Genomic DNA, 22,723 nt, shown 5'->3' on the forward strand with positions numbered 1-22,723 from the left:
AAACGGCGCGCCCCCACCCCCGTACCTACGCTCGGGGCATGTCCGAAGCCCATGGAATCCGCCGCGTGCGGCTGCGCGACCGGGCGGCAGCCGCGGGCAGCGACGCCGTCCTCGTCTCCCGGCCCGCCAACGTCCGCTACCTCGCGGGCAGCGCCCCGGCCGGTGCCGTCGTCCTCCTCGGCCCCGGCGGGCCCGACGACGACGTCCTGCTGTGCCCGCGCACCCCCGAGGGCATGCCCGTCGAGGGCCGTCCCGACGAAGCCCTGCGGATCCAGCTGCTGCCGACCCCCGGCGCGGACGCCGCGGTCGCCGCCGCGGGACTCGCGGGGGCGGCCGGGGCTCACTCGCTGGCCGTCGAGGAGCACCATCTGACCGTCGCCCGCTACCGGGCGCTCGGCTCGGTGGCGCCCCGGCTGCGGCTGGCCGAACTGGGTTCCGCCGTCGAACAGCAGCGGATCGTCAAGGACCAGGAGGAACTCTCCTGTCTGCGCACCGCCGCCGAGATCACCGACCAGGCGCTCGGCGAACTCCTCGAATCCATCCTGGTCGGCCGCACCGAACGCCATCTCGCCCTGGAACTCGAACGCCGGCTGGTCGACCACGGCGCGGACGCCCCCGGCTTCGCGACCTCGGTGGCCACCGGACCGAACTCGGGCCGCGGCGGCCACCGGCCGACCGACCGCCGGGTCGAGGAGGGCGATTTCCTCTCCGTCTGCCTCGGCGCCGACTACCGCGGCTACCGCTGCGAGATCGGCCGCACCTTCGTCATCGGCACCGCGCCCGCCGACTGGCAGATCGACCTGTACGACCTGGTGTTCGCCGCCCAGCGGGCGGGCCGGGAGGCGCTCGCGCCCGGTGTCGAGTACCGCGAGGCGGACCGCGCGGCCCGCCAGCCGCTGGAGGCCGCGGGGTTCCAGGAGGCCCTTCCGGCGGCCACCGGGCACGGTGTGGGGCTCGAAATCGTGGAGGACCCGCAGTTGGCACCATCAGCCATGGGTAAACTGGACGCTTGTGTGCCGGTCACCGTCGAACCGGGGGTTCACCTCCCGGGCCGGGGCGGAGTCCGGATCGATGACACGCTCGTCGTGCGCCCCGAGGCGGACGGCGGACCCGAGCTACTCACCATCACGACCAAGGAACTGCTCGCGCTCTAGCCGAGCCGGCTCCTTCGGTCGTTCCATCAGTCCAGGAGATTCCGCAACCGTGGCTTCCACGAACGACCTCAAGAACGGCATGGTGCTCAAGCTCGACGGAGGCCAGCTCTGGTCCGTCGTCGAGTTCCAGCACGTCAAGCCCGGCAAGGGCCCTGCCTTCGTGCGCACCAAGCTCAAGAGCGTGATGTCCGGCAAGGTCGTCGACAAGACCTTCAACGCGGGCACGAAGGTCGACACGGCCACCATCGACCGTCGCGACATGCAGTTCTCGTACATGGACGGCGAGTACTTCGTCTTCATGGACATGGACACGTACGACCAGCTGATGGTCGACCGCAAGTCCGTCGGCAACGCCGCCAACTTCCTGATCGAGGGCTTCACCGCCTCCGTCGCGCAGCACGAGGGCGAGGTGCTCTACGTCGAGCTCCCGGCCGCCGTCGAGCTGACCATCCAGGAGACCGAGCCGGGTGTCCAGGGCGACCGCTCCACCGGTGGCACCAAGCCCGCCACCCTGGAGACCGGCCACCAGATCCAGGTTCCGCTGTTCATCACGACCGGCGAGAAGATCAAGGTCGACACCCGCACGAGCGACTACCTCGGCCGGGTGAACAGCTAACCGTGGCCGCCCGCAACAACGCCCGCAAGCGCGCGTTCCAGATCCTCTTCGAGGCCGATCAGCGCGGTACGTCCGTGCAGAATGTCCTCGCGGACTGGGTCCGGCACTCGCGGAGCGACGAGCGCCAGCCGCCGGTGACCGAATACACGATGGAACTCGTCGAGGGCTATGCGCAGCACGCGGCCCGGATCGACGAGCTCATCGCGACCTATGCCGAGGGCTGGGACCTCGACCGGATGCCGGTCGTGGACCGCAACATCGTCCGGCTCGGTACGTACGAGCTGGTGTGGGTGGACGGGACCCCGGACGCGGTGGTGATCGACGAGGCGGTCCAGCTCGCCAAGGAGTTCTCCACCGACGATTCGCCGTCCTTCGTGAACGGCCTGCTCGGCCGCTTCAAGGACCTGAAGCCGAATCTCCGCCGGACCGACGGCTGACGCCGACGAACGGGCGGGACTTCCGCTGTCGAAAGGGCCCGCAGCACGGATTCCGTGCTGCGGGCCCTTTCGCGTACCGCGGCGGGCACCGTGCGGGGGCGAATTTCGGCCAGGGAAGCGCGGGCACGAAAAACCGCCGGGGGCGGTACGGGCGGAAGCTGCCCGAACCGCCCCCGGCGGGACGTTTCTGCTCTTGCGGTGCAAGGCGCGAGAGGTGCGGATCAGACCTCTTCGTGGCCCACCGCGCGACGCGCGTCCGCGTCCAGGACACCCCAGCTGATGAGCTGTTCGGTCAGGACCGAGGGCGACTGGTCGTAGATCACGGCCAGGGTGCGCAGGTCGTCCTGACGGATCGACAGCACCTTGCCGTTGTAGTCGCCGCGCTGCGACTGGATGGTGGCCGCGTACCGCTGGAGCGGGCCGGCCTTCTCCGCGGGAACGTGCGCGAGACGCTCCAGGTCGAGACGCAGCTTCGGCGGCGGCTCGGCGGCACCGCCCGGCGTCGTACCGGGCAGGAGCTCCTGGACGGGGACCCCGTAGAAGTCCGCCAGCTCGGCGAGGCGCTGCACGGTCACGGCGCGGTCGCCGCGCTCGTACGAACCCACCACGACCGCCTTCCAGCGGCCCTGGGACTTCTCCTCGACACCGTGGAGGGAAAGGCCCTGCTGGGTGCGGATCGCGCGGAGCTTGGCCCCGAGCTGCTTGGCGTATTCGCTGGACATAAAGCTCCCCGGACGCTGGAACATTGCGGCTCCGCCGCGTGGCTGGTAACTCACTGTGAGGTTACGCAGCGTTACTTGGATGCGTCAAGCCGAACGGGTGGGAGCCCTGGGGGAGAAGGGGTCCGAGGCCCCTGGTACCGTGGAACACGCACATCCGACGTCCTTTAAGAACCGTCCCGTGAGGCGGAGAAGGAGGTCCGTTTCACATGGACACCAGCAATACCGGCCCCGCCGCTCCCGATGCCCGGCCCGTTCTCGAAGGCCCCGACATCGCCCGGGTGCTGACCCGTATCGCGCACGAGATCGTCGAGCGCGCCAAGGGCGCCGACGACGTCGTACTCCTCGGCATCCCGACCCGCGGTGTCTTCCTCGCCCGCCGGCTCGCCGCCAAGCTCGAAGAGATCACCGGCCGCCCCGTGCCGGTCGGCTCCCTCGACATCACCATGTACCGCGACGACCTGCGGATGCGCCCCGCGCGTGCCCTCGCCCGCACCGAGATCCCCGGTGACGGGCTCGACGGCCGACTGGTCGTACTCGTCGACGACGTGCTCTTCTCCGGCCGCACCATCCGCGCCGCCCTGGACGCCCTCGGCGACCTCGGCCGCCCGCGCGCCGTCCAGCTCGCGGTCCTCGTCGACCGTGGCCACCGCGAACTCCCGATCCGCGCCGACTACGTCGGCAAGAACCTCCCCACGTCGCTGCGGGAGACGGTCAAGGTCCAGCTCGCCGAGGAGGACGGTCGCGACACCGTGCTGCTCGGTGTCAAGCAGACCACTCCGGCCGACAAGTAGCCGCTGCCCCGCTGTACGGCCCGCGATCCGGGTCGTACGGCAGCTGCTGCCTGCTCGCACGCCTCCCCACCCTCCGCGAACACTGGAGTGAACCCCGATGATGCGCCACCTCATCTCGGCCGCCGACCTCACCCGTGACGACGCCGTCCTGATCCTCGACACCGCCGAGGAGATGGCCCGGGTCGCCGACCGGCCGATCAAGAAGCTGCCGACCCTGCGCGGCCGCACCGTCGTCAACCTCTTCTTCGAGGACTCCACCCGCACCCGGATCTCCTTCGAGGCAGCCGAGAAGCGGCTGTCCGCCGACGTCATCAACTTCACCGCCAAGGGGTCCTCGGTCTCCAAGGGCGAGTCGCTGAAGGACACCGCGCAGACGCTGGAGGCGATGGGCGTCGACGCCGTCGTCATCCGGCACGGCGCCTCCGGCGCCCCCTACCGGCTCGCCACCTCCGACTGGATCGACGCGACCGTCATCAACGCCGGCGACGGCACCCACCAGCACCCCACCCAGGCCCTGCTGGACGCCTTCACCATGCGCCGCCGCCTCGTCGGCCGGGACGCGGGCCTCGGGCAGGACCTGGAGGGCAAGCGGATCACCCTCGTCGGCGACGTCCTGCACAGCCGGGTCGCCCGCTCCAACGTCGACCTGCTGCACACCCTGGGCGCCGAGGTCACCCTCGTCGCCCCGCCCACCCTGCTGCCGATCGGCGTCGAGAACTGGCCCGCCGAGGTCAGCTACGACATCGACAGCGTCCTCGCCAAGTCCGACGCGGTGATGATGCTCCGCGTCCAGCGCGAGCGCATGAACGCCGCCTTCTTCCCGACCGAGCGCGAGTACTCGCGGCGCTACGGGCTGGACGGCGAGCGGATGGCGAAGATGCCGGAGCACGCCATCGTCATGCACCCCGGACCGATGGTCCGCGGCATGGAGATCACCGCCGAGGTCGCCGACTCCGACCGCTGCACGGTCGTCGAGCAGGTGGCCAACGGCGTCTCCGTGCGCATGGCCGTCCTCTATCTGCTGCTCGGCGGCAACGAGTCCGCCGCACACACCGCCCGTACCGAGGAGAGCAAGTAATCATGAGCAAGACCCTGATCCGTGGTGCGAAGGTGCTGGGCGGCGAGGTCCAGGACGTCCTGATCGACGGCGGGACCATCGCCGAGGTCGGCACCGGCCTGTCCGCCGAGGGCGCCGAGGTGATCGAGGCCGACGGCAAGATCCTGCTGCCGGGCCTGGTCGACCTGCACACCCACCTGCGCGAGCCGGGCCGCGAGGACTCCGAGACCGTCCTCACCGGCACCCGCGCCGCCGCGTCCGGCGGCTACACCGCCGTCTTCGCCATGGCGAACACCTTCCCCGTCGCCGACACCGCCGGCGTCGTCGAGCAGGTCTACCGGCTCGGCCAGGAGTCCGGCTACTGCGACGTGCAGCCCATCGGCGCCGTCACCGTCGGCCTGGAGGGCAAGAAGCTCGCCGAGCTGGGCGCCATGCACGAGTCCGCGGCCGGCGTGAAGGTCTTCTCCGACGACGGCAAGTGCGTCGACGACGCGGTCATCATGCGCCGCGCCCTGGAGTACGTGAAGGCGTTCGGCGGCGTCGTCGCCCAGCACGCCCAGGAGCCCCGCCTCACCGAGGGCGCCCAGATGAACGAGGGCGTCGTCTCCGCGGAACTCGGTCTCGGCGGCTGGCCCGCCGTCGCCGAGGAGTCGATCATCGCCCGCGACGTCCTGCTCGCCGAGCACGTCGGCTCGCGCGTGCACATCTGCCACCTCTCCACCGCCGGGTCCGTGGAGATCGTCCGGTGGGCCAAGTCGCGCGGCATCGACGTCACCGCCGAGGTCACCCCGCACCACCTGCTCCTCACCGACGAGCTGGTCCGCTCGTACAACCCGGTCTACAAGGTGAACCCGCCGCTGCGCACCGAGAAGGACGTCATGGCGCTGCGCGAGGCGCTGGCCGACGGCACCATCGACATCGTCGCCACCGACCACGCCCCGCACCCGCACGAGGACAAGGACTGCGAGTGGGCCGCCGCCGCCATGGGCATGGTGGGCCTGGAGACCGCGCTGTCCGTCGTCCAGCAGACGATGGTGGAGACCGGACTGCTCGACTGGGCGGGCGTCGCCGCGCGGATGTCGTACACGCCGGCCGTCATCGGCCGCCTGGAGGGCCACGGCCGCCCCATCGCCGCCGGGGAGCCCGCGAACCTCACCCTTGTCGACGCGGCTTACCGTGGTCAGGTGGACCCCGCGGGCTTCGCCTCCCGCAGCCGCAACACCCCCTACGAGGGCCGCGAGCTGCCGGGACGCGTCACCCACACCTTCCTGCGGGGCCGGGCAACGGTCGTGGACGGGAAACTCGCGTGACATCTCTCATCGTGTTGGCAGCGGAAGCCGAGCAGAAGTCGGCGGAGGTGACCGACTGGGGTCCGCGCATCGCGTGGGTCGTCGGACTGGTCCTGTTCGTCGTCCTCGTCTACTGGCTGATGCGCCAGGGCTGGAAGTGGCGCGGCACCCTCCAGTCGGACCTGCCTGAGCTCCCCGAATCGCCACAGAGCCCCGGTGAGGCGAAGCTGAGGAGCAGTGGCCGGTACCACGGGTCCACGACCGCCGGGCAGTGGCTCGACCGGATCGTGGCGCACGGTCTCGGCACCCGCAGCAGGGCCGAGCTGACGCTCACCGACCAGGGCCTGGACGTCGTACGGCCCGGGGCGGGCGACTTCTTCGTCCCGGCCGCACAGCTGCGCGAGGCCCGTCTCGACAAGGGCATCGCCGGCAAGGTCCTCGCCGAGGGCGGCCTGCTGGTCGTCACCTGGGAGCACGGGGGGAAGCCGATCGACTCCGGCTTCCGCTTCGACAGGGCCGCCGAGCACACCGCCTGGGTCGAGGCGATCAACTCCATGACCGACAGTTCCACCAAGAAGACCGCAGTTACTACGGAAGGCACCGCACGATGACGATCTCCACCCGGGGAGCCGGACAGGCTCCCGCCGTACTCGTCCTGGAGGACGGCCGCAGCTTCCGCGGCCGTGCCTACGGGGCCGTGGGGGAGACCTTCGGCGAGGCGGTGTTCAACACCGGCATGACCGGCTACCAGGAAACCCTCACCGACCCCTCGTACCACCGTCAGGTCGTCGTGATGACCGCCCCGCACGTGGGCAACACCGGCGTCAACGACGAGGACGACGAGTCGGCGAAGATCTGGGTCGCCGGCTACGTCGTGCGCGACCCCGCCCGCATCCCCTCGAACTGGCGCTCGCAGCGCTCCCTGGACGACGAGCTGGCCCAGCAGGGAGTCGTCGGGATCTCCGGCATCGACACCCGCGCCCTCACCCGCCACCTGCGCGAGCGCGGCGCCATGCGCGTCGGCATCTTCTCCGGCGAGGCGCTGGCCGACGAGGCCACCCTGCTGGAGCGGGTCAAGCAGGCCCCGCAGATGAAGGGCGCCGACCTCTCCGCCGAGGTCGCCACCAAGGAGACGTACGTCGTCCCGGCGATCGGCGAGAAGCGCTTCACGGTCGCCGCGATCGACCTCGGCATCAAGGGCATGACCCCGGCGCTGATGGCCGAGCGGGGCATCGAGGTCCACGTGATGCCCGCCACGGCCACCGCCGAGGACCTGTACGCCGTCAGCCCCGACGGCGTCTTCCTCTCCAACGGCCCCGGCGACCCGGCCACCGTCGACCTGACCGTCATCAAGGAGGTGCTCGGCAGGAAGACCCCCCTGTTCGGCATCTGCTTCGGCAACCAGATCCTCGGCCGCGCGCTCGGCTTCGGCACCTACAAGCTGAAGTACGGCCACCGCGGCATCAACCAGCCGGTGCAGGACCGCACCACCGGCAAGGTCGAGGTCACCGCGCACAACCACGGATTCGCCGTCGACGCCCCGCTCGACAAGGTCTCCGACACCCCCTACGGGCGGGCCGAGGTCTCCCACGTCTGCCTCAACGACAACGTGGTCGAGGGCCTGCACCTGCTCGACCAGCCCGCGTTCAGCGTCCAGTACCACCCCGAAGCAGCCGCGGGTCCGCACGACGCCGCGTACCTGTTCGACCGCTTCGTCTCGCTCATGGAGGGCCAGCGTGCCTAAGCGCACCGATATCCAGTCCGTCCTGGTCATCGGCTCCGGCCCGATCGTCATCGGCCAGGCCGCGGAGTTCGACTACTCCGGCACCCAGGCCTGCCGCATCCTCAAGGCCGAGGGCCTGCGGGTCATCCTGGTCAACTCGAACCCCGCGACGATCATGACCGACCCGGAGATCGCCGACGCCACGTACGTCGAGCCGATCACCCCGGAGTACGTCGAGAAGATCATCGCCAAGGAGCGCCCCGACGCCCTCCTGCCGACCCTGGGCGGCCAGACCGCGCTCAACACCGCGATCTCCATGCACGAGCAGGGTGTGCTGGCGAAGTACGGCGTGGAGCTGATCGGCGCCAACGTCGAGGCGATCAACAAGGGCGAGGACCGCGACCTCTTCAAGGGCGTCGTCGAAGAGGTCCGCAAGAAGATCGGCCACGGCGAGTCCGCCCGCTCGGTCATCTGCCACTCCATGGACGACGTCCTCAAGGGCGTCGACGAGCTGGGCGGCTACCCCGTCGTCGTGCGCCCCTCCTTCACCATGGGCGGCGCCGGCTCCGGCTTCGCCCACGACGAGGAGGAGCTGCGCCGCATCGCGGGCCAGGGCCTCACGCTCTCCCCGACCACCGAGGTGCTCCTGGAGGAGTCCATCCTCGGCTGGAAGGAGTACGAGCTGGAGCTGATGCGCGACAAGGCCGACAACGTCGTGGTCGTCTGCTCCATCGAGAACTTCGACCCGATGGGCGTCCACACCGGCGACTCCATCACGGTCGCCCCGGCGATGACGCTCACCGACCGCGAGTACCAGCGGCTGCGCGACATCGGCATCGCGATCATCCGCGAGGTCGGCGTCGACACCGGCGGCTGCAACATCCAGTTCGCGATCAACCCCGACGACGGCCGCGTCATCGTCATCGAGATGAACCCGCGCGTCTCCCGCTCCTCGGCGCTCGCCTCCAAGGCCACCGGCTTCCCGATCGCGAAGATCGCCGCCCGGCTCGCCGTCGGCTACACGCTCGACGAGATCCCCAACGACATCACCGAGAAGACCCCGGCCTCCTTCGAGCCGACCCTCGACTATGTCGTCGTCAAGGTCCCGCGCTTCGCCTTCGAGAAGTTCCCGGCCGCCGACGCCACCCTCACCACCACCATGAAGTCGGTGGGCGAGGCCATGGCCATCGGCCGCAACTTCACCGAGGCGCTGAACAAGGCGCTGCGCTCGCTGGAGAAGAAGGGCAGCCAGTTCACCTTCACCGGCGAGCCCGGCGACAAGGCCGAGCTCCTGGAGACCGCCAAGGTCCCCACCGACGGCCGTATCAACACCGTCATGCAGGCGATCCGGGCCGGCGCCACCCAGCAGGAGGTCTTCGACGCCACGAAGATCGACCCCTGGTTCGTCGACCAGCTGTTCCTGATCAAGGAGTACGCGGACGAGCTCGCCGCCGCCGAGAAGCTGGAGCCCGAACTGCTCGCGGACGCAAAGCGCCACGGGTTCTCGGACGTCCAGATCGCCGAGATCCGCGGCCTGCGCGAGGACGTGGTCCGCGAGGTGCGGCACGCGCTCGGCGTCCGGCCGGTCTACAAGACGGTCGACACCTGCGCCGCCGAGTTCGCCGCCAAGACGCCGTACTTCTACTCCTCCTACGACGAGGAGAGCGAGGTCGCGCCGCGCGAGAAGCCCGCCGTGATCATCCTGGGCTCCGGCCCGAACCGCATCGGCCAGGGCATCGAGTTCGACTACTCCTGCGTCCACGCCTCCTTCGCGCTCAGCGACGCGGGCTACGAGACCGTGATGGTCAACTGCAACCCGGAGACCGTCTCCACCGACTACGACACCTCCGACCGCCTGTACTTCGAGCCGCTCACCCTCGAAGACGTGCTGGAGATCGTCCACGCCGAGTCCCTCGCGGGCCCGATCGCCGGTGTCGTCGTCCAGCTCGGCGGCCAGACCCCCCTCGGCCTCGCCCAGGCGCTCAAGGACAACGGCGTGCTCGTCGTCGGCACCTCCCCGGAGGCCATCCACGCCGCCGAGGACCGCGGCGCCTTCGGCCGCGTGCTCGCCGAGGCCGGTCTCCCGGCGCCCAAGCACGGCACCGCGACCACCTTCGCCGAGGCCAAGGCCATCGCCGACGAGATCGGCTACCCGGTCCTGGTGCGCCCGTCCTACGTGCTCGGCGGACGCGGCATGGAGATCGTCTACGACGAGATCCGCCTCTCCTCCTACATCGAGGAGTCCACCGAGATCAGCCCGGACCGCCCGGTCCTGGTCGACCGCTTCCTCGACGACGCCATCGAGATCGACGTCGACGCCCTCTACGACGGCACCGAGCTCTACCTCGGCGGCGTCATGGAGCACATCGAGGAAGCCGGCATCCACTCCGGCGACTCCGCCTGCGCACTGCCCCCGATCACCCTCGGCGGCCACGACATCAAGCGGCTGCGCGCCTCCACCGAGGCCATCGCCAAGGGCGTCGGCGTGCGCGGACTGATCAACATCCAGTTCGCCATGGCCGGGGACATCCTCTACGTCCTGGAAGCCAACCCGCGTGCCTCGCGGACCGTGCCCTTCACCTCGAAGGCCACCGCGGTCCCGCTGGCCAAGGCCGCCGCCCGCATCTCGCTCGGCGCCACCGTCGCCGAGCTGCGCGCCGAGGGCATGCTCCCGGCCAACGGCGACGGCGGCACGCTGCCGCAGGACGCGCCGATCTCCGTCAAGGAGGCCGTGATGCCGTGGAGCCGCTTCCGCGACATGCACGGACGCGGCGTCGACACCGTCCTCGGCCCGGAGATGCGCTCCACCGGTGAGGTCATGGGCATCGACTCGGTCTTCGGCACGGCGTACGCCAAGTCGCAGGCCGGCGCGTACGGCCCGCTGCCCACCAAGGGCCGCACCTTCATCTCGGTCGCCAACCGCGACAAGCGCTCGATGATCTTCCCGGCCCGCGAGCTGGTCGCCCACGGCTTCGAGCTGCTCGCCACCTCCGGCACGGCCGAGGTCCTCAAGCGCAACGGCATCAACGCCACCGTCGTGCGCAAGCAGTCCGAGGGCGAGGGCCCGAACGGCGAGAAGACCATCGTCCAGCTGATCCACGACGGTGAGGTCGACCTCATCATCAACACCCCGTACGGCACGGGCGGCCGCCTCGACGGCTACGAGATCCGTACGGCGGCGGTCTCCCGCTCCGTCCCCTGCCTCACCACGGTCCAGGCGCTCGCCGCAGCCGTGCAGGGCATCGACGCGCTCAACCGCGGCGACGTGGGGGTCCGCTCCCTCCAGGAACACGCGGAACATCTGACCGCGGCCCGCGAGGACTAGCCGCCACCGAGGGGGACACCGGAAGCATCCGGTGTCCCCCTCTTCGCGAGCCCCCTCACCCAGACTTCTGCGAAGGCAGCCATGTACAAGTTCTTCTTCAACCTCGTCTTCAAGCGGATGGACCCCGAGCAGGCCCACTACCTGGCCTTCCGCTGGATCCGCCTGGCCGCCCGCGTGCCCGTCCTGCGCACCTTCGTGGCCGCCGCCCTGGCACCGCGCTTCAAGGAACTCCGCACGGAGGCCCTCGGCCTGCGCATGCACGGCCCCTTCGGCCTCGCCGCCGGGTTCGACAAGAACGCGGTGGCCATCGACGGCATGACCATGCTCGGCTTCGACCACGTCGAGATCGGCACCGTCACCGCCCAGCCGCAGCCCGGCAACCCCAAGAAGCGCCTCTTGCGCCTCGTCGCGGACCGCGCGCTCATCAACCGCATGGGCTTCAACAACGAGGGCTCCGAGGCCGTCGCCGCCCGCCTGGCGGCCCGCAACCCCGTCTTCAAGGCGACCGTCGGCGTCAACATCGGCAAGACCAAGGTCGTCCCGGAGGAGGAAGCGACGGGCGACTACGTGGCGTCCACCGAGCGCCTCGCCGCCCACGCCGACTACCTCGTCGTCAACGTCTCCTCCCCGAACACCCCCGGCCTGCGCAACCTCCAGGCCACCGAGTCGCTGCGCCCGCTGCTGACCGCCGTACGGGAAGCAGCCGACCGCACCGTCACGCACCGCCGCGTGCCGCTGCTGGTCAAGATCGCCCCCGACCTCGCGGACGAGGACGTCGACGCGGTCGCCGACCTGGCCCTGGAGCTGGGCCTCGACGGCATCATCGCCACCAACACCACCATCGCCCGCGAGGGCCTGGGCCTGAAGTCCTCCCCGGAGCTGTACCAGGAGACCGGCGGTCTCTCCGGCGCCCCCGTCAAGGCGCGCTCCCTGGAGGTCCTGCGCCGCCTGTACGCCCGTGTGGGCGACGATCTGACCCTCATCGGGGTGGGCGGCATCGAGAATGCCGAGGACGCCTGGCAGCGCATCCTCGCGGGCGCGACCCTCGTCCAGGGCTACAGCGCCTTCATCTACGAGGGCCCCTTCTACGCCCGCGCCATCCACAAGGGCCTGGCCGCGCGCCTGGCCAACAGTCCGTACAAGACCCTCGCCGAGGCAGTCGGCGCAGACACGAAGAAGGCCGCCGCATGACCGTGATCCCCTTCGGCACCCGACTCCGCACGGCCATGGACACCCGCGGCCCCCTCTGCGTCGGCATCGACCCGCACGCCTCCCTGCTGAACGCCTGGGGCCTGGACGACGACATCAAGGGCCTGGAGACCTTCACCCGCACCGTCGTCGAGGCACTGGCCGACCGGGTCGCCGTCCTCAAGCCGCAGTCCGCGTTCTTCGAACGCTTCGGCTCGCGCGGCACCGCCGTCCTGGAGAAGGCCGTCGAGGAGTCCCGGGCCGCCGGGGCCCTGGTCCTGATGGACGCCAAGCGCGGCGACATCGGCTCCACCATGGGCGCGTACGCCGCCACCTACCTGGACCCGGCCTCCCCGCTCTTCTCCGACGCCGTCACCGTCTCCCCGTACCTCGGCTTCGGCTCGCTGCGCCCCGCGCTCGACCTGGCCAAGGAGAACGGCGCGGGCGTCTTCGTGCTCGCCCTCACCTCCAACCCGGAGGGCGCCGAGGTGCAGCGCGCCACCGCGGCCGACGGGCGCTCGCTGGCCCAGCTGATGCTGGACCACATGGCCGCCGAGAACGCGGGCGCGGACCCGATGGGCTCCGTCGGCGCGGTCGTCGGCGCGACGCTGGGCGACGCGGGCGCCGACCTGGCGATCAACGGCCCGCTGCTCGCCCCCGGCATCGGCGCCCAGGGCGCGACCCCGGCCGACCTTCCCGGCGTCTTCGGCTCCGCGGTCGGCAACGTCGTGCCCAGCGTGAGCCGCGGGGTGCTGCGGCACGGACCCGATCTCACCGGACTGAGGGATTCCGCACAGCGGTTCGCCGACGAGGTGCGGGAAGCGGTTTCCGGGGCCTGAGTGACCGCCCGCGACGGACCGGCGGGCGGTCCGCGGACGGAACGCGGAGTGAAGTTGACGAATTACTGACCCAAAACCCGGGTGATACGCGGCAAATGTCCGCCTCGTCTGAGGCTGACCAGGACTTTTAGTCCGTTCTCACTGACGGGAGCGGAGACTCCCGCTAGTCTCCGACGAGAGCAAACACACAGCTCCACCGTGTGTTTGGTCACCGAGTGCGGGGTTACTAGCTCCTCACCGGTCCGTATCCGACAGTTCGACATCCGAGGTGACGTAGGCGTGGCTCTTCCGCCCCTTACCCCTGAACAGCGCGCAGCCGCGCTCGAAAAGGCCGCCGCGGCTCGCCGGGAGCGGGCCGAGGTCAAGAATCGACTCAAGCACTCCGGCGCTTCCCTCCACGAGGTCATCAAGCAGGGCCAGGAGAACGACGTCATCGGGAAGATGAAGGTCTCGGCTCTCCTGGAGTCCCTGCCCGGCGTGGGCAAGGTCCGCGCCAAGCAGATCATGGAGCGGCTCGGCATCTCCGAGAGCCGCCGGGTGCGCGGTCTCGGCTCCAACCAGATCGCATCCCTGGAGCGTGAATTCGGCGGCAGCGCTGCCTGAGCGCTCCCGCCGGACGTCCGGCGTCCCGGGCACCCCCGGGAAGCTGGAATAATCGTTCCATGGCTGCAACATCCCGGGGGACGTCCCCCGTACCCCCGGACGTACGTCCGCGGCTGACCGTGCTCTCCGGCCCCTCAGGGGTCGGCAAGAGCACGGTCGTCGCGCATATGCGCAAGGTTCACCCCGAGGTCTGGCTCTCCGTCTCGGCCACCACCCGCAAGCCGCGACCCGGTGAGCGGCACGGTGTCCAGTACTTCTTCGTCAGCGACGAGGAGTTCGACAAGCTGATCGCCAACGGCGAGCTGCTGGAGTGGGCCGAGTTCGCGGGAAACCGCTACGGCACGCCGCGCAACGCCGTGAACGAGCGGCTGGAGGCCGGTGAGCCCGTACTCCTGGAGATCGACCTCCAGGGGGCCCGCCAGGTCAAGGAGTCGATGTCCGACTCCCAGCTGGTCTTCCTGGCTCCGCCGAGCTGGGACGAACTGGTCCGCCGGCTCACCGGCCGCGGCACCGAATCGCCCGAGGTCATCGAGCGACGACTGGCCGCCGCCAAGATCGAACTCGCCGCCGAGGCCGAGTTCGACACCACCCTTGTCAACACCTCCGTCGAGGACGTGGCGCGTGAGCTGCTAGCCTTGATGGAAGTTGTTTGATCTTTGTCCACTTTTTCGGGCGCCCCAGAAGACCGGTCCTCCGGGAAGCCGGGTATCCCGGAAGTTTTCGGAAGGTAGAGCGTGTCCTCTTCCATCACCACGCCCGAGGGCATCATCAACCCGCCGATCGATGAGCTGCTCGAGGCCACGGACTCGAAGTACAGCCTCGTGATCTACGCGGCCAAGCGCGCGCGCCAGATCAACGCGTACTACTCCCAGCTCGGCGAAGGCCTGCTGGAGTACGTCGGTCCGCTGGTGGACACCCACGTCCACGAGAAGCCGCTCTCGATCGCCCTGCGTGAGATCAACGCGGGTCTGCTGACGTCCGAGGCCATCGAGGGCCCGGCGCAGTAGCCAGTACCAGCCCCACCGGCAGTACCAGCACCTTCACCACAGGCCCGACGGCACGTCCGTCGGGCCTGTGGTGTGTGATGGGGCGTGACGTGGTTGTACGCATCCGATGAGCGCGGGGAGCCGTAACTGTGGAGAAGCCGAAGGTCGTCCTGGGGGTCAGCGGGGGCATCGCCGCCTACAAGGCGTGCGAGCTGCTGCGCCGGCTCACCGAGTCGGGCCATGACGTACGGGTCGTACCGACCGAGGCGTCGCTGCACTTCGTGGGCGCGGCCACCTGGTCGGCACTGTCCGGCAACCCGGTCTCGACCGAGGTCTGGGACTCCGTCCACGAGGTCCCGCACGTGCGCATCGGCCAGCACGCCGACCTGGTCGTGGTCGCCCCGGCCACCGCCGACATGCTCGCCAAGGCCGCCCACGGGCTCGCCGACGACCTCCTCACCAACACGCTCCTCACCGCCCGCTGTCCGGTGCTCTTCGCCCCGGCCATGCACACCGAGATGTGGGAGCACCCGGCCACCCAGGAGAACGTGGCCACGCTGCGCCGCCGCGGCGCGGTCGTGCTGGAGCCCGCCGTCGGCAGGCTGACCGGTGTCGACACCGGCAAGGGCCGCTTCCCCGACCCGGTCGAGATCTTCGAGACCTGCCGCCGGGTGCTCGCCCGCGGGGTCGCCGAGCCCGACCTCGCCGGCCGCCATGTCGTCATCAGCGCGGGCGGTACCCGGGAGCCGCTGGACCCGGTCCGCTACCTGGGCAACCGTTCCTCCGGCAAGCAGGGCTACGCGCTGGCCCGCACCGCGCTGGCCCGCGGCGCCCGGGTCACCCTCATCGAGGCCAACACCGGGCTGCCCGACCCGGCGGGCGCCGACATCGTCCGCGTCGGCACCGCCGTCCAGCTGCGCGAAGCGGTCCTGAAGGCCGCCGGGGACGCCGACGTGGTGGTGATGGCCGCGGCCGTGGCGGACTTCCGCCCGGAGACGTACGCCACCGGCAAGATCAAGAAGCAGGACGGCGCCGAGCCCGCGCCCCTCACGCTGGTCCGCAACCCGGACATCCTCGCCGAGGTGGCGGGCGGCGGCACCGGCGAACGCGCCCGGCCCGGACAGGTCGTCGTCGGATTCGCCGCCGAGACCGACGACGTCCTCGACAACGGCCGCAGGAAGCTGCGGCGCAAGGGCTGCGACCTGCTCGTCGTGAACGAGGTGGGGGAGCGCAAGACCTTCGGCTCGGAGGAGAACGAAGCGGTCGTGCTGGCCGCGGACGGAGCCGAGACGCCCGTTCCGTACGGCCCGAAGGAAGCCCTCGCCGAAGTGGTGTGGGACCTGGTCGTCCCCCGGCTCGGTCGAGCCGGTCACTGAGTCCGTCGGCGTGTCCGTCATCGGGCCCGCCGGTTGTCCGCCGTCGGGCGCGTCGTTAAGTCCGTGTGTACGGTCTGTGTGCTCCGAGAACGGCTGAAACCCGCTGATGTCAGGATATTTGGCCCCTGGCGGAGATCGCTTTCCGTGCTGCACAATGCGGTGTCGCGGATCACACCCCTCCCATTCGGCGAGACACGTGGTCCAGCGGGCAAGCACGACCGATAAAGTGGTGGCGGACTTAAGGCCGGGCGCAGCTCCCGGCAGGTCCGCCAATGATCAGCCAGCAGCCGCTGCAACCCCAGGGAGCGTTGTGTCCCGTCGTCTCTTCACCTCGGAGTCAGTGACCGAGGGCCACCCCGACAAGATCGCTGACCAGATCAGCGACACGATCCTCGACGCGCTCCTGCGGGAGGACCCGACCTCCCGGGTCGCCGTGGAGACCCTCATCACCACGGGCCTCGTGCACGTCGCCGGTGAGGTCACCACCAAGGCGTACGCGCCGATCGCGCAGCTCGTGCGCGAAAAGATTCTCGACATCGGCTACGACTCCTCGAAGAAGGGCTTCGACGGCGCCTCCTGCGGCGTGTCGGTGTCCATCGGCGCGCAGTCCCCGGACATCGCGCAGGGCGTCGACACCGCCTACGAGAAGCGGGTCGAGGGCGACGAGGACGAGCTGGACAAGCAGGGCGCGGGCGACCAGGGCCTGATGTTCGGCTACGCCTGCGACGAGACCCCGGAGCTGATGCCGCTCCCGATCCACCTCGCGCACCGGCTCTCCCGCCGTCTGTCCGAGGTCCGCAAGAACGGGACGATCCCGTACCTGCGTCCCGACGGCAAGACCCAGGTCACCATCGAGTACGACGGCGACAAGGCCGTCCGCCTCGACACGGTCGTCGTCTCCTCGCAGCACGCGAGCGACATCGACCTGGAGTCGCTCCTGGCTCCGGACATCCGCGAGTTCGTCGTGGAGCACGTCCTCAAGCAGCTCGTCGAGGACGGCATCAAGCTCGACACCGAGGGCTACCGCCTGCTGGTCAACCCGACCGGCCGTTTCGAGATCGGCGGCCCGATGGGCGACGCCGGTCTGACCGGCCGCAAGATCATCATCGACACGTACGGCGGCATGGCCCGGCACGGCGGCGGCGCCTTCTCCGGCAAGGACCCGTCCAAGGTCGACCGCTCCGCCGCGTACGCGATGCGCTGGGTCGCCAAGAACGTCGTCGCCGCCGGTCTCGCCTCGCGCTGCGAGGTCCAGGTCGCCTACGCGATCGGCAAGGCCGAGCCGGTCGGCCTGTTCGTCGAGACCTTCGGCACCGCCACGATCGACACCGACAGGATCGAGCACGCCATCGCCGAGGTCTTCGACCTCCGCCCGGCCGCGATCATCCGCGACCTCGACCTGCTGCGCCCGATCTACTCCCAGACCGCCGCCTACGGCCACTTCGGCCGCGAGCTGCCCGACTTCACCTGGGAGCGCACGGACCGCGTGGAGGCACTGAAGAAGGCCGCGGGCGTCTAGTACGTACGCACCCACGCACCACGAAGCCCCTCCGGCCCCGGACCGCGCACGACGCGGTTCGGGGCCGCGGTGTTTCCCGGGGTGTCCTGTTCGCGTGTGGCGGTTGTGGCGCAGGGCGAAGTCCTGCACGCGGATCTCCCGCCGCTCCGGCGGAGGCACCGGCAGGTCCGCGCGCGCGGCACCTCGGGCAGGAACGGGTCTCGCCGGCGGGACGAGAACGCGACCAGCGGCGTCTGCAGGGCGCGCAGCACGACGACCGCCACCGGACAGGCGTCGAGGGGCCAGCGGGCGCACCGGCCCGGGACGGAGATCGGCAGCGCGGCGTTCGGTCCGCGAGCGGGGCGGCGGCGACGGAGCTTCCCACTGCCGGAAGCGGAGGGAAGTGATCCGCTTCTGGGTGCCCGAACGTCCGCCCGGCCCGGGGCGAGCGGGGCTGCGGTGTCAGTGACGTCTGGTAGGAATTTGGCTGTGAGCAGCGACGATGAGCAGGGGCGGGAGGCACAGGAGCCGGAGCAGTTGGCGTTGCTTCGGGAGATCGTGCGGGAGGCGAAGGTTCCGAAGGCCAAGCCGCGGACCTGGCGCGGGGCGCCGCTGGCCAAGGAGAAGCCGGTGGCGCGGGTGCTCGTGGACAAGGGGGTGCTGCACCTCGACAAGTACTTCGACTACGCCGTCACCGAGGAGCTCGACGCGGACGCGCAGCCCGGGGTGCGCGTGCGGGTGCGGTTCGGGGCCGGGGCGCACCGGGTGCGCGAGGGGCGGCGCGAGGGCGGGGGGATGATCGACGGCTTCATCGTCGACCGGCTGGAGGAGTCGGACTACAACGGTCCGCTGGCCGCGCTCGCCTACGTCGTCTCGCCGGAGCCGGTGCTCAGCCCCGAACTGCTGGAACTGGCGCGGGCCGTCGCCGACCGGTACGCGGGCAGCCTCGCCGACGTGCTCCAGCTGGCGATCCCGCCCCGCAACAAGGCCGCCGAGGAGCGGCCCTCGCCCGCTCCGCTGCCGCCGCCGCAGGCGCCCGACGCCGGGACCTGGGAGCGGTACGCGCAGGGGCCCGCGTTCCTGCGGGAGCTCGCGCGGGGCGGTGCGCCGCGGGCCGTGTGGACCGCGCTGCCCGGGGCCCACTGGCCGGACGAGCTCGCCAGGGCCGCCGCCGCCACCCTCGCCTCCGGGCGGGGGGTCCTCGTCGTGATGCCGGACGGGCGGAGCGCGACGCGGGTGGACGCCGCGCTCACCGCGCTGCTCGGCAAGGGCCGGCACACCCTGCTGACCGCCGACGCCGGGGCGCAGAAGCGCTACCGGGAGTGGCTGGCGGTGCGGCGCGGATCGGTGCGGGCCGTGGTGGGCACCCGGGCCGCGATGTACGCGCCGGTGAAGGACCTCGGACTGGTCGTCATCTGGGACGACGGGGACGCGAGCCACAGCGACGACCACGCCCCGCACCCCCATGTGCGGGAGGTGCTGGAACTGCGGGCGCAGCGCAGCCGGTGCGGCTTCCTGCTCGGGAGCACCAGCTGCACCGTCGAGGCCGCGCAGCTCGTCGAGCGCGGCTGGGCCCGTCCGCTGGTCGCCGCCCGCGAACAGGTGCAGACCGCCGCCCCCCTGATCCGTACGGTCGGCGACGCCGAGGTCGCGCGGGACGGCGCGGCCCGGACGGCCCGGCTGCCCAGCCTCGCCTGGCAGGTGGCGCGGGAGGGCCTGCGCACGGGGCCGGTGCTGGTGCAGGTGCCGAGGCGGGGCTACGTACCCCGGCTGGCGTGCGAGCGGTGCCGTACGCCCGCCAGGTGCGCCCACTGCGCGGGCCCGCTGGAGGCCGCCGACCAGCAGGAACTCCACTGCGGCTGGTGCGGCCGGGACGCCGCGGGATGGCACTGCGCCGAGTGCGGCTTCGCCCGGATGCGGGCCACGGTGGTCGGGGCGCGGCGTACCGCGGAGGAGCTGGGCCGGGCGTTCCCCGGTGTGCCGGTACGGACCTCGGGCCGCGACCACGTCCTGGACGCGGTGCCCGACGGCCCCGCCCTCGTGGTCAGCACACCGGGCGCGGAGCCCGTTGCCGAGCGGGGGTACGCGGCGGCGCTGCTGCTGGACGGATGGGCCATGCTCGGGCGTTCCGACCTGCGCGCCGAGGAGGAGGCGCTGCGGCGCTGGATCGCGGCGGCCTCGCTGGTACGGGGCCGGGGCGAGGGCGGCACCGTGGTGATCGTCGCCGAGCCGACGCTGCGGCCCGTGCAGGCGCTGGTGCGGTGGGACCCCGTCGGGCAGGCGCTGCGGGAGCTGGCGGAGCGCGCCGAGCTGTCCTTCCCGCCGGTTTCGCGGATGGCGGCCCTGAGCGGGCGTCCCGAGGCGGTGGAGAACTTCCTCTCCGCGGTGGCGCTGCCGCCGGACGCGGAGGTGCTGGGGCCGGTGCCGCTGCCGGTCGTGGAGGCGGGGCGGCCCCGGCGCAGCGAGGACCCTCCGGTGGGGGAGCGGTGGGAGCGGGCGCTGCTGCGGGTGCCGCCGGGGAGCGGGCCGGAGCTGGTGGCCGCGCTGAAGAACGCGCAGGTGGATCGGTTGGTGCGGGGGGCGGGGGACCCGGTGCGGATCAGGGTGGATCCGCTGGATATCGGGTGAGTGGGGGGGGGACCCCTATGACTTTGGTCAAGGGGCAATCGGGGTTGGTGGTTGGTAGAAGGTGCCGTCGCGGAGCATCGCGAAGAGGACGTCGGCCCGGCGGCGGGCGAGGCAGAGGAGGGCCTGAGTGTGGTGCTTGCCCTCCTTGATCTTCTTGTCGTAGTAGGTGCGCGAGGCGGGGTCGGAGAGAGCGGCGAACGCGGAGAGGAAGAAGGTCCTCTTGAGCTGCTTGTTTCCTCTCCTGGACTGCTGTTCGCCGCGGATCGAGGAGCCCGAGCTGCGGGTCGTCGGGGCGAGTCCTGCGTAGGCGGCGAGGTGGGCGGCGGAGGCGAACCTGGTGCCGTCGCCGACGTCGATGAGGAGGCGGGCGGCGGTCCTGACCCCGACTCCTGGCATCGAGGTCAGGACGGCGGAAAGAGGGTGGGCCGCCAGCAGTTCTTCGAGTCGTTTCTCCAGCAGGCGGCGCTGTTCGAGCACGGCGGCCAGCGACCGGGCGAGGCTCGGGACGATCAGTGCGGCGGCGTCGGTGCCCGGGACGGTGACGGTCTGCTCGTCGAGCGCGGTGAAGATCTCGCCGGTCAGACGGTCCGCCATCCGGGGCGCTTTCGGGCGTATCGTGGTGGCGATCCGCCGCCGACCGGCCTGGCGGATCTCGGCCGGGGAGCCGAACCGTTCGAGCAGGGCCAGGACGGCCGGGTGCTGCATGCGCGGGCCCAGGGCCCGTTCGAGATGCGGGTGGACCTGCGTGAACAGGCTGCGAAGGCGGTTGGAGAGCCGGTTGGCCTCGGCGACCAGGTCGTCGTCGAACCCGACGAGCATCTCCAGCTCGGCGACGGTCTCGTCGTCGGCCTCGATCGCGCGGAGGGTGTGAGGCATCGAGCGGGCCGCGTCGGCGATGATGAACGTGTCGCGGGCGTCGGTCTTGGCCTCGCCGGGATACAGATCGGCGATCCGCCGCATCGTGAGCCCCGGCAGATAGGCGACGTCGCAGTTCAGGGCGCGGGCGACGGCCAGCGGCAGGGCCCCGATCGAGGCCGGCTGATCGACGATGACGAGCACTCTTCCGTGCTTGGCCTTCAGCTTGGTGAACACCTCGCGGAGCTTGGGCTCGCTGTTGGGCAGCCTCCGGTCGAAGGCTTTCTTCCCGGCCGAGGTGACGGCGGTGGCGTGGTGTTCGCCCTTGCCGACGTCCAGGCCGAGGAAGACGTCGATGCCGCTGATATCGATCATGCCGAGCGTCCTTCGGTGGTGCTGTTCACCCGGCCTTGCCACGGCGCCGACCGCCACATCCACATTACGAAGAGCCTCCCGACCTGGGGAAAGGCCGGTGGTCATGCCCCTAATCAGCGGTCTGTCAGCGCCTCCGGAGCTGGTGACACCACCCCCCGGGCCATGCACTCGACAAGGGGAGGTAGTCATGCCAACTCCGAAGGCCGGTCGCCCCGTTGCGGGGCTACGAAAAAGGTAATGGGGGGGGAAGTGGTGGGAGTGGGTGAGGGAGTGAGCCCGTGAGTGGGTGAGTCCGTGAGGGGGAGGGGGAGCGTGGGGCATGGGGGCTGTCCCGGGCATGGGGCCGCCCCGGCATAGGACGCCCGGCACAGGGGCCCCGGCATGGGGCTGCCCCCGGCATGGGGGTGGCGGGGGCAGCGGGGTGGGGTGGTGGGGTCAGCCGTTGCGCGGGCCCGGGAAGGTGGGGGTGGGGCGGGACTCCTCGCGGAGCGACTGGCTCGTGGCCGTCGGCTGGGGCGGCATGGAGCGCGCCGCCGGGACCGCGGGCAGGATTCCGGGCATCGTCCGCGTGCCGGCGGGGGCCGTCGCGGTCGCCGTGCTGCCGGGCGCCGTGGGCGACGCGGCCGGGGAGTGCGGCGAGGAGTGCGGGGCGGGGTGGGGGGAAGCGTGGGAGGAGGAGTGCGGGGCGGGGTGCTGCGCGTGGGGCGAGGGGGGTACGACGGCGGGGTCCGTGGTGGTGTGGTCCGGGGTGGACGCGGCCGTGGGCTGGGGAGTCGTCCGGCGCGCGCCGTAGCGGCGGTGGACCGCCTGCTTGGTGACCCCGAGCGCCGAACCCACCGCGTCCCACGAGAAACCGAGCGAGCGGTCGAAGTCCACGGCGGCGGTCACCAGGGTCTCGACGCTGTCCCGCAGTTCCTGCGCGAGGCGGACGGTCGGGGCGGGGGCCCGCCCGTACACGACGAAGCCCGTGGAGGGGCCGGAGCGGCGCGGGCGGTAGACATTGCCCAGCTGGGCGGTGAGGGTACGCAGTGCGTCCACCTGCCGGCGGACCCGCTCGATGTCCCGTACCAACAGGTGCAGGCTGGCCCGCGCTTGGGCGTCGTGGGTTGCGTGGTCGGCCATGAAGAAGCCTCTCGAACCGGCGTTGATGAAGAAGGACGAGGAAGGGCGGGGCCACCTCTTCGGTGACCCGTTTCGGTCAATCTCTTTTGACCAACGCGCCACCGGGCGTTGTGGTCACGCTCCAGGGGCGTGTCCGCAT

20 protein-coding genes are annotated in these 22,723 nt (G+C 71.0%); 17 read left to right on the forward strand and 3 right to left on the reverse strand.

The genetic code is table 11. The features are described from left to right. Positions 1–38 precede the first annotated feature (38 nt). From ACFYVL_RS25545 to nusB, 3 genes are read left to right on the forward strand one after another with little or no spacing between them, the layout of a single operon-like run. Complete coding sequence (locus tag ACFYVL_RS25545) at positions 39–1,154, forward strand: aminopeptidase P family protein (protein ID WP_389248591.1); 1,116 nt, start codon at positions 39–41, stop codon at positions 1,152–1,154. A gap of 49 nt (positions 1,155–1,203) precedes the next feature. Further along, entirely contained in the window at positions 1,204–1,770 is a 567-nt protein-coding gene (gene efp, locus ACFYVL_RS25550) for an elongation factor P (protein WP_389248593.1), read from the forward strand. Positions 1,771–1,772: 2 nt separating this feature from the next. Beyond that, entirely contained in the window at positions 1,773–2,207 is a 435-nt protein-coding gene (gene nusB, locus ACFYVL_RS25555; protein ID WP_389248595.1) for a transcription antitermination factor NusB, read from the forward strand. 221 nt (positions 2,208–2,428) lie between these two features. Here nusB and bldD read toward each other — a convergent pair whose 3' ends face one another. Beyond that, on the reverse strand, positions 2,429–2,929 hold the full coding sequence (bldD, locus tag ACFYVL_RS25560; RefSeq protein WP_185030598.1) for a transcriptional regulator BldD: 501 nt from the start codon (positions 2,927–2,929) through the stop codon (positions 2,429–2,431). Between the two features lie 206 nt (positions 2,930–3,135). On the opposite strand from bldD, the gene pyrR reads away from it, so the two are divergent. The 14 genes from pyrR to ACFYVL_RS25630 all read left to right on the forward strand — a co-directional run bounded on the left by pyrR (position 3,136) and on the right by ACFYVL_RS25630 (position 20,232). Continuing rightward, positions 3,136–3,720, forward strand: coding sequence for a bifunctional pyr operon transcriptional regulator/uracil phosphoribosyltransferase PyrR (gene pyrR / locus ACFYVL_RS25565; RefSeq protein ID WP_389248597.1), 585 nt, complete (start codon positions 3,136–3,138; stop codon positions 3,718–3,720). A gap of 97 nt (positions 3,721–3,817) precedes the next feature. Continuing rightward, the gene (locus ACFYVL_RS25570; RefSeq protein WP_389248599.1) at positions 3,818–4,798 is read left to right on the forward strand and encodes an aspartate carbamoyltransferase catalytic subunit; all 981 of its coding nucleotides are present in this window, start codon (positions 3,818–3,820) and stop codon (positions 4,796–4,798) included. Positions 4,799–4,800: 2 nt separating this feature from the next. Then, positions 4,801–6,087: a dihydroorotase gene (locus ACFYVL_RS25575; protein WP_389248601.1), complete on the forward strand. Its 1,287-nt coding sequence runs from the start codon at positions 4,801–4,803 to the stop codon at positions 6,085–6,087. Beyond that, positions 6,084–6,677, forward strand: a complete 594-nt coding sequence (locus tag ACFYVL_RS25580) for a hypothetical protein (protein WP_389248603.1) — start codon at positions 6,084–6,086, stop codon at positions 6,675–6,677. The genes ACFYVL_RS25575 and ACFYVL_RS25580 overlap by 4 nt, the downstream gene beginning before the upstream one ends. Beyond that, complete coding sequence (gene carA, locus ACFYVL_RS25585; RefSeq protein ID WP_389248605.1) at positions 6,674–7,810, forward strand: glutamine-hydrolyzing carbamoyl-phosphate synthase small subunit; 1,137 nt, start codon at positions 6,674–6,676, stop codon at positions 7,808–7,810. Before ACFYVL_RS25580 ends, carA begins: the two co-directional genes overlap by 4 nt. Beyond that, a complete protein-coding gene (carB, locus tag ACFYVL_RS25590) occupies positions 7,803–11,114 on the forward strand; it encodes a carbamoyl-phosphate synthase large subunit (RefSeq protein WP_389248607.1) in 3,312 nt (1,103 codons plus the stop codon). The genes carA and carB overlap by 8 nt, the downstream gene beginning before the upstream one ends. Before the next feature lie 81 nt (positions 11,115–11,195). Beyond that, entirely contained in the window at positions 11,196–12,305 is a 1,110-nt protein-coding gene (locus ACFYVL_RS25595; protein WP_389248609.1) for a quinone-dependent dihydroorotate dehydrogenase, read from the forward strand. Then, on the forward strand, positions 12,302–13,141 hold the full coding sequence (pyrF, locus tag ACFYVL_RS25600) for an orotidine-5'-phosphate decarboxylase (protein WP_389248611.1): 840 nt from the start codon (positions 12,302–12,304) through the stop codon (positions 13,139–13,141). The genes ACFYVL_RS25595 and pyrF overlap by 4 nt, the downstream gene beginning before the upstream one ends. 279 nt (positions 13,142–13,420) lie before the next feature. Beyond that, positions 13,421–13,744, forward strand: coding sequence for an integration host factor (locus ACFYVL_RS25605; RefSeq protein WP_014157387.1), 324 nt, complete (start codon positions 13,421–13,423; stop codon positions 13,742–13,744). A 59-nt stretch (positions 13,745–13,803) separates the two neighbouring features. Beyond that, positions 13,804–14,397: a guanylate kinase gene (gmk, locus tag ACFYVL_RS25610; protein ID WP_389248613.1), complete on the forward strand. Its 594-nt coding sequence runs from the start codon at positions 13,804–13,806 to the stop codon at positions 14,395–14,397. Positions 14,398–14,478: 81 nt separating this feature from the next. Further along, entirely contained in the window at positions 14,479–14,751 is a 273-nt protein-coding gene (gene rpoZ, locus ACFYVL_RS25615; protein ID WP_003970369.1) for a DNA-directed RNA polymerase subunit omega, read from the forward strand. 128 nt (positions 14,752–14,879) lie between these two features. Continuing rightward, complete coding sequence (gene coaBC, locus ACFYVL_RS25620; protein ID WP_389248616.1) at positions 14,880–16,106, forward strand: bifunctional phosphopantothenoylcysteine decarboxylase/phosphopantothenate--cysteine ligase CoaBC; 1,227 nt, start codon at positions 14,880–14,882, stop codon at positions 16,104–16,106. A 310-nt stretch (positions 16,107–16,416) separates the two neighbouring features. Further along, positions 16,417–17,625 carry a methionine adenosyltransferase gene (gene metK / locus ACFYVL_RS25625; RefSeq protein ID WP_389248618.1) on the forward strand — a complete coding sequence of 403 codons (1,209 nt, stop codon included), beginning with the start codon at positions 16,417–16,419 and terminating at the stop codon, positions 17,623–17,625. A gap of 468 nt (positions 17,626–18,093) precedes the next feature. Next, a complete protein-coding gene (locus ACFYVL_RS25630) occupies positions 18,094–20,232 on the forward strand; it encodes a primosomal protein N' (RefSeq protein ID WP_389248620.1) in 2,139 nt (712 codons plus the stop codon). A gap of 27 nt (positions 20,233–20,259) precedes the next feature. Here the strand turns inward: ACFYVL_RS25630 and ACFYVL_RS25635 are convergent, their stop codons facing one another. Continuing rightward, positions 20,260–21,462: an IS110 family transposase gene (locus tag ACFYVL_RS25635; RefSeq protein WP_389248622.1), complete on the reverse strand. Its 1,203-nt coding sequence runs from the start codon at positions 21,460–21,462 to the stop codon at positions 20,260–20,262. A gap of 435 nt (positions 21,463–21,897) precedes the next feature. After that, complete coding sequence (locus tag ACFYVL_RS25640; protein ID WP_389248624.1) at positions 21,898–22,584, reverse strand: hypothetical protein; 687 nt, start codon at positions 22,582–22,584, stop codon at positions 21,898–21,900. Positions 22,585–22,723 lie beyond the last annotated feature (139 nt).

Source organism: Streptomyces sp. NPDC004111, from assembly GCF_042874215.1.
GTDB lineage: Bacteria > Actinomycetota > Actinomycetes > Streptomycetales > Streptomycetaceae > Streptomyces.